Origin of the sequence: Sinorhizobium terangae (assembly GCF_029714365.1) — a bacterium.
Taxonomy (GTDB): Bacteria; Pseudomonadota; Alphaproteobacteria; order Rhizobiales; family Rhizobiaceae; genus Sinorhizobium; species Sinorhizobium terangae.
On the sequence record NZ_CP121659.1, the window covers coordinates 1,851,697 to 1,863,920 of the forward strand.

Sequence of the window (12,224 nt, forward strand, 5' to 3'; positions counted from 1 at the left end):
TCAGATCCTCCCGGCGGCATCGGCGACGGCGGCGACGATGCCCGGATAGGCCCCGCACCGACAGATATTGCCGCTCATCCAGAACCGGATCTCCTCCGGCGAATGGGCATGCCCCTCGGCGATGCAGCCGACGCCGGACATGATCTGCCCGGAGGTGCAGAAACCGCACTGGAGTCCGTCGTGCTCGATGAAGGCAGCCTGCAGCGGATGGAGCTCACCGCCTTTCGCCAGCCCTTCGATCGTCGTGATCTCGGCACCGTCATGCATGATGGCGAGCGTCAGACAGGAATTGATCCGCTTGCCGTCCACGAGGATGGTGCAGGCACCGCAGGCGCCCTGGTTGCAGCCTTTCTTCGTGCCGGTGAGGTCAAGCGTTTCGCGAAGAACGTCGAGAAGCGACTGGCGCGGATCGAGCTCCAGTTCGCGCGAGTTCCCGTTGACGGTCAGTCTGATGCGCGCTGGCGTCACGCTGGTGCCCTCCTGATTTGCGGTGGCGGTGGTCGATGACGCGGCCTGCGCCGTGCCGGGTGGAATGGCCGCCAGTGTCGCGGCTCCTGCTGCCATTTGTAGAACGTCGCGTCGGGAAAATGCGTAATCGACGGTCTCTGCTCCGCCCGATAATAGCGCTTCTCCGCTTTCGGGTTTCTCAAGTTCGGACATGGTAACGCAGACTCCTTGCTGGGGAACGGCGTGTTCGCTCTTTCAGGCGATTAATCGATTTACGGGAGTGCCGGCGCCAAGCTTATGCAGGCGCGCCGAGCGCGCCAGCGCCTGTATTGCTGCGTTTTGTACGAAAGTGCTATGTTCTTGCGGGGCATCTCAAGAACAAAACAACATCGAACCTCGACCGGAAATTCCTCTTGATGGGAGTTCGCGAATGGCCGGCGGTGCATATGGCGAGCGGTTGGGCGACGCTGTCGGGGTCGAGGCGCCGCCGACCATTCTTGTTCAGCGGCTTCAAAGGACCGACTTCGCTGCTACCCGCGTCAGCTGGGACAAGAGGGAAAGCGGGCGTCTGGGCCGGATCGAACGGGACGATGGCTATCTCGTCTGCCTGCAACTGCTCGATCTCGAGCCCCACCCCTACTGGGTGGAGGGTCGACCGGTCGCGATTGCCCCGATCAGACGTGGGCAGTTCACGCTTCTGGACCTAAGCTGCGAGCATTCCTCCGTACTTGGCGACCCTATCGACTGCCTGGCGATCTACATATCGCGCCAGGCTCTCGACAGGATAGCGGGGGAACGGGGTGCTTCGCGTATGGCCGCAATCGGGATAGCGCCGGGCGTGCCCAACGACGACGTCATCGTCCGAAGTCTCGCCGGCAGCCTCCTGCCTGCGTTGGAAAACCCCGAACGAGCCAATCCGCTGTTCCTTGATCACATCGGCATGGCCCTGCTCGCCCATCTCGGGACCCGCTATGGTGATATGCCGGCCGTGCACAGGCCAAAGCGCGGCGGCCTCGCCCCCTGGCAGGAGCGGCGCTCCAAGGAGATCTTAATGGAGCGTCTCGACGGCGACATCGCGCTGGAGGAACTCGCCCATGAATGCGGACTCTCGCGCAGCCATTTTGCCCGCGCCTTCAAGGAAACGACCGGTGTCCCGCCGCATCGGTGGCTGCTTGCTCGCCGCATCGAACGCGCCCAGGATCTGCTCTTGAACTCCAACCTCTCGATCAGCGAGATCGCCAACAGCTGCGGCTTTGCCGACCAGAGCCACTTCACCCGGGTCTTCACCAAAATGGTTGAGACAGGCCCAGGGGAGTGGCGGCGAAGCCGGCGATGGTAGCTATCGAACGGGACTGCCGCCGCCGGCCTGCCGCTCCCGACACCGGCGGTAAGCATGAGATGCACCCGCTCAGTTTGCGGCGAAGCAGTAGAACAGGCCGTCGCCGCCGGTGGTCTTGAAAGCATCGACAGTGCAGCCGCCGCGCGTCTTGTGCGACGAATTCCAGGACTTGGCCGCGGCGGACTCATCGAGGCCGGTGCGGTCGCTGTGGCCGACCACTGCCGCACCCTCCGCTCCGCCCATCGTCCAGTTGCCGCAGGTCTCTGCCGCAGCCGTGCCGTCCGGGTTTGAGCCAGTCAGAATGTCGTGACGGTTCGGCGTATCGCCGCGGCCGTTGATGACCTCACCCTTCTCGTTGAGTGCCGTCTGCTTCGTCAGGTTGTTCTTGTCGCTGTGGAGCGACGCGACGTCGTCGGCGATCTTCTCGCCTTTGGCGTTGTACCATGGGCCGCTGCCGATCCGATCCTTGGCGTTTTCCGTGTCGGTGGAAAGGTAGGCTTTCCAGGTCTTGCCGGTTGAGCCGCCGGCGGTCGCAAGTTGCGCGCAATAGGCGTCGGCCCCCGCAAGACCACCAAGATCGCCGCCCTTGCCGGGATTGGCGCTGGTGACGAAGAAGCTCATGCTGGTGTCCTGGGCATGGGCGGCCACGACCGAACAGGCCAAACTGACCGCGACAAGTACAACTGCGCGTTTCATAGTCTCCTCCCTAATGCAGGCTTCAACCCCGCGACAAGAAGCCTATGGCGGCAAAGATTGGAGTAAAATCAAAACCTTGTGATAGGATTCGCGAAAGGATCACTGCACATGACGTGGCGGGCGAACCGCCCCGGCGCGAGCGGCGGCCGGCGGTTCAAATAACTTTCATGCGGTTGTGGAACAGTCGCGAGGATACAGCGGTTGAGGGTGAGAACACCGGAGAGATGACATGGATAAGTCGAAGGACCCCGAAGGCCCGGACTGGCTGGAAGCCGAACTGGCCGATACGATCGATGAGGATTATGAGCTCGAACTTTCCGAGCCGGCCCTTTCCGAAGAGATCCGCAAGATCTACCGCAAGGCACATCCAGCCTCGATACCGCGCCTCGAATACTTCCGCACGCTGCTCAAGCTGCAGGCGGAATTGATCAAGCTGCAGGACTGGGTCGCCTATCACAAGGAGAAGGTCGTCGTGATCTTCGAGGGGCGCGACTCCGCCGGCAAGGGCGGCGTGATCAAGCGCATCACTCAGCGCCTCAATCCGCGCGTGGTCAGGGTCGTGGCGCTGCCGGCCCCATCCGACCGCGAAAAGACGCAATGGTATTTCCAGCGTTACGTGCCGCATCTGCCGGCCGGCGGCGAGATCGTGCTCTTCGACCGGTCCTGGTACAATCGCTCCGGGGTCGAACGCGTCATGGGTTTCGCCACCGAAGATCAGGTGGAGCAGTTCTTCAATGACGTGCCGGAGTTCGAGCGCATGCTCGTGCGCTCCGGCATCCGGCTGGTCAAATACTGGTTCTCGATCACCGACGAGGAACAACAGATGCGGTTCCTGGTACGTATCCACGACCCGCTGAAGCAGTGGAAGCTGTCACCCATGGACCTGCAGTCGCGGGTGCGTTGGGAGGCCTACACCAAGGCCAAAGAAGAAACGTTCGCCCGCACCAACATCCCGGAAGCGCCGTGGTACATCGTCGAGGGCAACGACAAGAAGCGCGCCCGGCTCAACTGCATCGACCACCTGCTTCACCAGATCCCCTACGGGGACGTGCCGCACGAGGACATCACCCTGCCCGAGCGGGTATTCAATCCAGATTACGAGCGCAAGGTCCTTCCGCCGGAGCTCTACGTTCCGTCAAAATACTGAGGACGCTTGGTCTCATCAGGCTCGCAAACTGCGATCTAAGGAATGCAAGTGTGCCCGCGCTTTGGCGGGCACTCTTTTTGAAGCGCGTTGTCGCACCCGAGCCGCGCGTCCTCAGAAGCGCAAAGGACGCTGCGGCACTGTGAATTGCTGCATGTTTTTGTCCTTAAATCGACTGCGACTGAAGGAAACATGCGGTAGGAGGCTCATCAGCTATTGCTGGGCGGGAGCCTGCTGCGCGGGAGCCTGTGCCGGTGCCGAGCTCTGGATCTTCTCCTGAACCTTCTTGGCCAAAGCCGGGTCGTTCTGCGCGGCCGTCAGAATGGATGTGTATTCCTCGACCGAGATACCCTGAGAAGCTTCAACAGCCTGGACCATCTGCTGGCTGGCTTCGTTCTTGAGCTTCTCCTTGGCGGCCTGATCCGGTGTCGCCTCGATCTTGGCCGAATATTCCTGCCGGACCTTATCGACTTGCAGATAGGCCACGGCAAATGCCTCGATCTTCTGATCGCTTACGGCCGCGCCGCCGCTGTCGGGCTGCCCTGGCGTCGGCTGCGTCTGTTGCGCTTGAGCCATTTCCAACGCGAACGCCGGGCTATAAGTCATCATGCCGAAGACCGCGGCGGTCAACATTGCAACGGCTTTATAACGAGTGATCATGTTCATTCCTCTGTAACGTGCATGACTTGATCGGCGGCAAAACCACCTGACAGCGCCGCGCGTCGTTCGACGCAGAAAGGTCGCTGCAGCACTTTGAATCGCTGCATGGCTCTTGGCCCTCAAGCTGGATATGATTGAGGACCCATGCAGCTCGCTCGTTCCTCGCGTCCACGCGATGACGAGCTGGTCACGATGGACCGCCTAAAAGTGCTCGATGGGGCAGTACCGGGGCGATTTGCTGACAATTGAGCGGCAGCTTTGTGGTCATCGGAGCGAGGAGGAGATGGCGCGAGACCGAAAGCCCGCATCGCGGGCCGCCGGTCAGACCGCCTCCTCAGCCATCTTTCGAACGCCGAAAACTACGTTGTTCTCGGTGCAGGCGCGCGGTAGCTGCCTCGGAAAAACTGCCGGCCTCAGCCTCTGCGGCCTCCGCGCTTCGCGATGCTGCGCGGCGCGGCTTCCGGCACCTCTTCCGGTTGAGCGGCAGGCCCGGGCTCTGTCGCGACCGAAGGTTCGGCCTCGGCCGGTGCCTCCTCCTCCGGCGTGGTATCCTCGATCTTCAGCGGGAATGGTGCGCCGATGCCCTCGTCGCGGAAGCGTTCGTAGATCGTGACGCGGATATCGTTGCGCACGTTGCCCGCCGTCAGTACGTCGGCAACATAGATGCGCAGCTCGAATGTCATGCGCTCGTCCCCGAAGGCGGTGAAGCCGACTGACGGCGCCGGGTTCTTCAGGACCATCGAATGGGCTGCGGCGATCTCCTGCAGGAGCTCGATCACCCGGCGCGGATCGCTGCCATAGGTCACGGTGACGGTGATCTCGGAACGGCCGAGCTTGTTGCGGTGCGTCCAGTTGCCGACCGAGGCGTTGATAAGCAGCGAATTCGGCATCATGATCGACTGGTGCTGGAAGGTCTCGATCTCGGTCGCGCGAACGGAGATGCGGCGGACGAAGCCTTCAGTCGTGCCGCTGACGATCCAGTCACCCACCTTGAACGGCCGCTCGACGAGCAGGATCAGCCCCGAGACGAAGTTCGACACGATGTTCTGCAAACCGAAGCCGACGCCGAGGGAGAGAGCACCGGCAACGAGCGCGAGGCTCGATAGATCGATACCAGCAGCCGAGAGGCCGATGAGTCCGGCAAGGCCGACGCCGACATAGCCTATGCCGGTGCGGATCGAATTGCGCACGCCCGCGTCGACGCGGCTGCGTGCCATGACATTACCATCGATCCAGCGCTGCACCCAGCGCGTGACGACAAAGCCGAGCGCGAAGAACAGGAGGCCGGCAAACAGGCCGACGAGCGAGATGGTAATCGTGCCGATCCTGATCTCGGTCAGCACGCGATAGGTCCAGGACTCTATATCGGCGATCTTGAAGCCCCACTGCATGAGGATCAGCGGGACGAAGAACAACAGCACCAGCGCATAGATGCCGAGGCCGGCCACAAGCCCGATCTGGTCGAGCCCTACCTGCTCCAGCTGGAAGCGCCGTTCGAGATAGCGCCCTGCCCTGGTTTCCGCGAAGGCGCCCTGCTTGGAGACCGACCTGCCGGTAAGAATGCCGATATACATGGTCACCAGGATTGCGCCGGTGACGATGATCTGCGTGGCGATGAAGCGGGCAAGGCCGACGTAGCCGCCAAGCGCGATGGCGACAAGCAGCGCCCCCATAAGGAGAAGCGAAATCCAGACGAAGCGCGGCCAGGACCGCCCCGGCGCATCGAAGGGCTCATCGGGCCGCAACATCGGCCGGATCCAGGCCATCGACATCAGGATGAGGCCGATGATGATCGAGGCCACGAAACTCTTGGCGACGGTCAGGATTACTGGCGAACCGAGGGACTCGCTGATGCTTCCCGCAAGGTAATCGAGGACGTTGACCACCGCCATGGCGCAGATCGAAATGAACAGCATCCGGGCGCCGCGATCCGAAACGCGCACGAGACGCCAATTCGATTGCCGCGGAGACAGCACCGCCTGCGCCAGGCTGGTGATGAAGAGCAGCACGACGACGACCGCCAGCGTGATCGCCAGTATCGGCGCAATATCCGGCCGCAATACATTGAAGCTATTGAGGAAAAAGTAGCTCGACATTGCGAAGGCGGTTGCCGACACTGTCGGGATCACCGTGGACCAGAAGGCGACCGAAAGCTTCCTGAAATAGTTCGGCTCCTCCTCGTCCCCATCGTGCCGGAGGAAGGGGGCGAAGAGGCGGCGGCTACCGGCGAGAAAGATCAGCGCCGCACAAAGCGAGAGGAAAATCGCGATGAGAAGCGGCACGCGCTTATAATTCCAGGCAAATGTCAGCCAACTGCCGACGCTGCGCGACAAAGCCTGGGTCTCGCCGATCGTCGTCGTCACCGCCTCGGCAAGTGTCGCTGCCGAGATTTCCGTGTGCTTCAGCAGCGTCTTGGAGAAGAGCGCCCGTCTTGTCGCCGTGATGCCGTTGGCGAGCTTCTTCGCCTCGACCGACAGGTTCTCCGCCGTTCCGGTGAACGCATTTATCGCCCCACGCTCGGCGAGCAGGCGCTGCCTCTCCTCGGTGACGAGCGGCTGCTCCGGCGGTGCCCCCGCGCCAGGCGGATCGCCAAGTTCGGTAAGCCTCGCCTTGATTTCATCGAGCCGCGGGCGGGTCGCAACCGACGCAGCGATGATCTGCTGCGAAAGCTCATCTACCTGCACCTTGAGTTCGGCGAGCAGCGCATCGTCGTCCTTGGCGCTCTCGACACGCCCGGAGAGCCGCCTGAGATCGCCTTCCGCCTTGGCAAGCTGCTGGGTCGCCTGATCCAGCACCGGCGACTCGACGGCGGCCTGCGGCGGCGGGGCCGGCTGCGGTGCCTGGCTAGGCTGGGCCGGCCGTGGTTGCTGTGCCGGCGGGGCCGGCTGCGCGGCTTGAGGGGCTTGCTGGGCCGGCTGCGCCGCCGGGGGCGCCTGCTGGGCGCTCGCGGGTCCGCTGCCGGCAAGCGGCATAGCTCCGGTCAGGACAACAAGCGTAACAGCGGTCAACTTTCCAACGAAATGCAATTCGATACCCTTCGAAGCCCGGAATGACGACACGGAATCACGTCGAGCACTAGATCACGATGATTTCGGATTGAATCAATCGAAAAACCGATAACGCGCCCGGCCCGTGGCTGTTCCCGCTCTCGATCAGATCGCGGAAAGCCCGGGGAAGATCCGCTGTGCATGCGCAACACGGCAAAAAGATGCGTTCCCGGGAGGATCTAAGTGTTTTTTTGAATCAAGCCGCGCGCCTGCAAAGGGCGCGCGCGAACCGTCCGCTACTGCACACCCTGTAAGGTCGCCACGGCATCAATGCAGGCGTCGCCATCCTCGTCCTCCCGTAGCGTAAAGCATCAGGGATGCACTTCCGCTCCTTTTTGGGGGCCGCGGAATCCATTCGCAATAATGCTATGAAATCCAACTCTAATGCGTATGATGAGGCGTTGGCGTCTTCTGTGTTTCGGGGGAAATGAAATGACAGAAACGTTGCATCCGGCGGCAGTGGATCATCTGCCTGTCTTCATCACCGCGCCAGGACAGACGGACGTCCTGTTCAATGTGATGGTCGTCTTCGTGCTGCTCATGGTCTTCCTGGTCGGCATCCTGTATCTGCGCCTGCACGCGCTTCCCGAGCACATGGCACACGGCGCTAGCAAGGGCCAGTTGCAGATCATCGGCGTGCTGTGCTTGATTGCGCTTTTCACCCACAACCATCTGTTCTGGATCGCCGCGCTGCTGCTTGCGATGGTCGAGTTTCCGGACTTTACCTCCCCGATCAGGTCGATGGCCCGCTCGCTCGCCAGGATAGCCCGCCGGGACCAGGGGCCGGGCGAATTCGCCCCGCAGCCGAGCGGAGAAACGACATTGGAGCCTCCGCCGAACGTGCCCTCACCGGAGGCGCCCCCACCTGACTCGCCAAGGGCGGCCCCCCAGCAATGGGTACCGCTCGAAGTCGCGCAGGCTGAGGACGATGACAAGATCGAGCGCAGGAGGTGAGCCATGCTGGAATTCCTGATCTGCTCGATGCTCACGATCTTTCCCGACTTTCTCTTCCGCCGCTACGTCCAGGGCAAGCGCATCGGCCGAGAGATCAATCTCTATTCTATGTGGTTCGAGCTGCGTTACGGCATCACCGCCTGCGTGATCCTCACCGTGTCGCTGATCACGATGATCTTCTACTTCCACCCCTCGACCACGAACGTCACGGCCGTCTTCCGCACGGTCACCATCCTGCCAGAGTCGAATGGGCGGGTCGCCGAGGTCTTCGTCGGCACCAACGAGAAGGTCGCGGCCGGCGCGCCGCTTTTCCGCCTCGACGATAAAGAACAGCGGGCGGCGCTTGAGACCGCACGTCGGCGCGTCGCGGAAATCGAAGCCGAGACGACCGTGGCACAGAGCGAGCTCGCCTCCGCCGACGGGCTGATCGCCCAGGCCGAGGGCGCCTATCTCCAGGCGCTGAACGAACTTGAAACGCAGGTCGAATTGAACCAGCGCAACCCCAACATCGTCGCAAGGCGGGAAATCGAGCGGCTGCAGGTCGCCGCCGACGGCCGCAAGGGCGCTCTTGCCGCCGCCGTCTCCAACAAGCAGACGCTCCAGACGAAGATCGCCTCGCTGCTGCCGGCGCAGAAGGCAAGTGCCGAGGCCGCACTTGCCCAGGCACAGGTGGAATTGGACAAGACGACCGTGCGCGCCGGCGTGGCCGGGACCGTGCAGCAATTCGGCCTTCGCGCCGGCGACATCGTCAATCCGATGATCCGCTCGGCCGGCATCCTCGTGCCCGAGGAACGGCGCATCGGCCTGATCGCCGGCTTCGGCCAGATCGAGTCGCAGGTGATGAAGACGGGGATGATTGCCGAGGCGACCTGCATCGGCAAACCCTTCACCATCATTCCGATGGTGGTCACCGAGGTCCAGGACGTCATCGCCGCCGGCCAGTTCCGGCCGACGGACCAGCTCGTCGACGTCCAGCAACTGGCGCGTCCCGGCACGCTGACGACCTATCTGGAACCGCTCTTCGAGGGTCAGCTAACCGGCATCCCGCCGGGCAGCAGCTGCATCGCCAACGCTTACACCAGCAATCATGACGCGCTTCATGAACCCGGCATCAGCACGGGGCGCTGGCTCTACCTGCATGTCATCGACGCGGTCGCACTGGTGCATGCGGCGATCCTCCGGCTACAGGCGCTGCTCTTGCCCGTCCAGACGCTGGTGCTGACTGGCCATTGATCCGGAGGTGACGGGGATGCAACTCACCCTCCCTCGTCTGCCACTGCTTGCCAACCTTGCCGGCTACCAGGCGAGCTGGCTGCGCAACGACGTTTCCGCCGGGCTCGCCATTGCCGCGGTCGGCCTCCCGAGCGCCATCGCCTATCCGGCCATCGCCGGCCTGCCTCCGGAAACCGGTCTCTACGCCAGCATCACGCCCCTCGTCGCCTATGCGCTCTTCGGCCCCTCGAGACGCCTGATCGTCGGGCCCGACGCCGCAACGATGACGGTGCTGGCCGCGGTGCTCACCACGGTCTATGCCGTGCCCGGCGTCACTGCGGATCGAGTCGCGGTGGCCGCGTTGCTGGCGCTCGCCGTCGGCGCATTGTGCCTGATCGCACGCGCCGTGCGACTCGGCGTGCTCGCGACGTTCCTGTCGCGGCCGATCCTGATCGGCTTCTTCGCCGGCATTTCACTCTCGATCCTGATCGGCCAGATCGACCGGGTCACCGGGATCGACATCGAGGCTGACGGCCTGATCGCCCCCGTCTTCGAACTCGTCGGCAAGGTCGGATCGATCCATTGGCCATCGCTGCTGCTTGCCGCGGTGTCTTTCGCGCTCCTGCAGGCGGCGCGCATCATGCAAACGCGCATCCCCGGGCCGGTACTGGTTGTCGCGCTCGCCGTCTTGCTGTCGGCCCTGTTCGATTTCGAAGGGCACGGTATCAAGGTGGTCGGTGATATCCCGCGCGGCCTGCCATCGCTGACGCTGCCGCCGGTTTCGGGCCTCCCCGTGCAGGCGCTCCTGCTCGGCGCCGGGGCCATCTTTCTGGTGAGCTTCGGCTCCGGCATCATCGGCGCTCGCAGCTTCGGGGCCAAGGGCGGCTATCTCGTCGATCCCAACCGCGAACTCGAAGGCTTCGGTGCGGCGAACATCGCCGCTGGGCTCTTTGGGACCTTCCCCGTCACGGCTTCGGACTCGCGCACGGCCGTGAACTTCAGCGTCGGCGGCCGGTCGCAGATCGCGAGCATCGTGGCGGCCGCGGCGCTTATGACGGTTCTCCTGTTTTTAGGCGATGTGCTGCGCATCCTCCCGATCCCCACACTCGGCGCGGTGCTGGTGGCAACCGCGCTCAGCCTGATCGATGTTTCCGCGCTCAAGGAGATCTGGCGCATCAGCCGCATCGAGTTCGTCTTCGCGCTGATCGCGATGTCCGGCCCTATCAGCTTCGGCGTTCTGGAAGGCGTGGTTACGGCCATCGCCGCGACGCTCGTCTATGTCTTGCACAAGACCATGTTTCCGCGCGACGCCCTGCTTGGCCGGCTTGTCGGCCACGACGGTTTCTACAAGCTCCACCGCAACCCGGCGGCGCGGCCGGTGCCGGGCCTTACCGTTTTCATGGTTCAGGGCAGCCTTCTTTTCTTCAACACCGACTATGTCCGAGAACGCCTGCGCGCCGTCACCGACGCGCTACCTGCCGATACCAAATGGTTCGTGATGGACGCGAGCGCCATCGCCCAGATCGACAGCTCGGCAGCAGCCATGCTCGATGAAGTTCACGACGACCTTCGGAGGCGCGGCATCGCGCTTGCGATCGCCGAGCTGCATTTCGAGGCGCGCGAGATCCTCGAACGGGCCGGCGTGATCGCGAAGATCGGCCCCAACATGATCTTCGAGGATCTCGATGACGCGCTGGACGCCTTCGAGAAAAGTGCTGCGGAAACGGCCGCGCAGTAGCGCCATACTCCGCTGCGCCGACATTGCAGTTGCTGGACGAAACAAGCGATTGGAGATGGGAGGACAGCATGGCCAAGAATGGCAAGAACGGCAAAAAAGATAAGGAAAAGAACAAGAACAAAAACAAGGAGAAGATCGGGAAAATCGCCGAGTTGCACGAGACTGAGACGAAATCGAGCGGCGACTATGCCAAGGAGCTCGCCCGGCTTCACGTCGAACTCGCCCATCTCCAGGCCTGGGTGAAGAAGACTGGAGCCCGCGTCGTCATCGTGTTCGAGGGCCGTGACGCGGCTGGCAAGGGCGGCGTGATCAAGCGGCTCACCGAGTGCGTCAGCCCGCGCGTCTTCCGCGTCGTCGCCCTGCCCGCTCCGACCGACCGGGAGAAGACCCAGATCTACATGCAGCGCTATATCCAACACCTGCCGGCGGCTGGCGAGGTCGTGATCTTCGACCGCTCCTGGTACAACCGCCCGGGCGTCGAGCGCGTCATGGGCTTCTGCACCGAGGAGAAGGCGCGGCGCTTCCTCGAACTTGCACCGCGGTTCGAGGCGGCAATGATCGAGAGCGGCATCGTGCTGCTCAAATATTTCCTCGATGTCAGCGAAGAGGAACAGGAACGGCGTTTCCGCCAGCGCGTTGACGACCCGACCCGCCAGTGGAAATTAAGCCCGATGGACGTTGAATCCTATCGCCGCTGGTGGGACTATACCCGCGCCTATGACGAAATGATCCGCATGACCGATACCGACTTTGCCCCGTGGTGGATCGTGCCCTCCAACGACAAGAAGCGCGCGCGGATCAACTGCATCTCGCACATCCTGGCCTCGATCCCCTACGAGCGGGTGAAGTTCCCGGAACCCGAGTTCGGCAAGCGGCAGAAGCGCCCGAACGACTACGTCGACGACACGCATGTCCGCCGGACCGTGCCGGATGTTTTCTGAACGGAGGCGTCTGATCAGACGCGCGCCGCTGCAGGCGCTGCGCGGG

General features: G+C 63.0%; 10 protein-coding genes. 6 read left to right on the plus strand and 4 right to left on the minus strand.

The window, feature by feature from the left end:
- Window positions 1–564, minus strand: a complete 564-nt coding sequence (locus QA637_RS08740) for a (2Fe-2S)-binding protein (protein ID WP_283064932.1) — start codon at window positions 562–564, stop codon at window positions 1–3.
- 313 nt (window positions 565–877) lie between these two features.
- Here QA637_RS08740 and QA637_RS08745 point away from each other — a divergent pair, with 313 nt between their 5' ends.
- The gene (locus QA637_RS08745; protein WP_283064753.1) at window positions 878–1,786 is read left to right on the plus strand and encodes a helix-turn-helix transcriptional regulator; all 909 of its coding nucleotides are present in this window, start codon (window positions 878–880) and stop codon (window positions 1,784–1,786) included.
- 69 nt (window positions 1,787–1,855) lie between these two features.
- On the opposite strand, the gene QA637_RS08750 is transcribed toward QA637_RS08745, so the two are convergent.
- A complete protein-coding gene (locus QA637_RS08750) occupies window positions 1,856–2,482 on the minus strand; it encodes a hypothetical protein (RefSeq protein ID WP_153437530.1) in 627 nt (208 codons plus the stop codon).
- A 229-nt stretch (window positions 2,483–2,711) separates the two neighbouring features.
- On the opposite strand from QA637_RS08750, the gene ppk2 (QA637_RS08755) reads away from it, so the two are divergent.
- A complete protein-coding gene (gene ppk2, locus QA637_RS08755) occupies window positions 2,712–3,629 on the plus strand; it encodes a polyphosphate kinase 2 (RefSeq protein ID WP_283064755.1) in 918 nt (305 codons plus the stop codon).
- A gap of 210 nt (window positions 3,630–3,839) precedes the next feature.
- Here ppk2 (QA637_RS08755) and QA637_RS08760 read toward each other — a convergent pair whose 3' ends face one another.
- Together QA637_RS08760 and QA637_RS08765 are read right to left on the minus strand one after the other, a co-directional pair.
- Window positions 3,840–4,286 (minus strand): DUF4168 domain-containing protein, encoded by a 447-nt coding sequence (locus tag QA637_RS08760; RefSeq protein WP_153437580.1) that lies wholly within the window; start codon window positions 4,284–4,286, stop codon window positions 3,840–3,842.
- Between the two features lie 413 nt (window positions 4,287–4,699).
- The gene (locus QA637_RS08765; RefSeq protein ID WP_234886797.1) at window positions 4,700–7,258 is read right to left on the minus strand and encodes a mechanosensitive ion channel family protein; all 2,559 of its coding nucleotides are present in this window, start codon (window positions 7,256–7,258) and stop codon (window positions 4,700–4,702) included.
- 507 nt (window positions 7,259–7,765) lie between these two features.
- Here QA637_RS08765 and QA637_RS08770 point away from each other — a divergent pair.
- The 4 genes from QA637_RS08770 (at window position 7,766) to ppk2 (QA637_RS08785) (ending at window position 12,178) form a co-directional block, all read left to right on the plus strand.
- A complete protein-coding gene (locus QA637_RS08770) occupies window positions 7,766–8,287 on the plus strand; it encodes a hypothetical protein (protein ID WP_153437526.1) in 522 nt (173 codons plus the stop codon).
- A 3-nt stretch (window positions 8,288–8,290) separates the two neighbouring features.
- Window positions 8,291–9,520, plus strand: a complete 1,230-nt coding sequence (locus QA637_RS08775) for an HlyD family secretion protein (RefSeq protein ID WP_153437525.1) — start codon at window positions 8,291–8,293, stop codon at window positions 9,518–9,520.
- A 16-nt stretch (window positions 9,521–9,536) separates the two neighbouring features.
- A complete protein-coding gene (locus tag QA637_RS08780) occupies window positions 9,537–11,237 on the plus strand; it encodes a SulP family inorganic anion transporter (RefSeq protein ID WP_283064758.1) in 1,701 nt (566 codons plus the stop codon).
- Between the two features lie 68 nt (window positions 11,238–11,305).
- Window positions 11,306–12,178 carry a polyphosphate kinase 2 gene (gene ppk2 / locus QA637_RS08785; protein ID WP_153437523.1) on the plus strand — a complete coding sequence of 291 codons (873 nt, stop codon included), beginning with the start codon at window positions 11,306–11,308 and terminating at the stop codon, window positions 12,176–12,178.
- The last annotated feature ends 46 nt before the right edge of the window (window positions 12,179–12,224 follow it).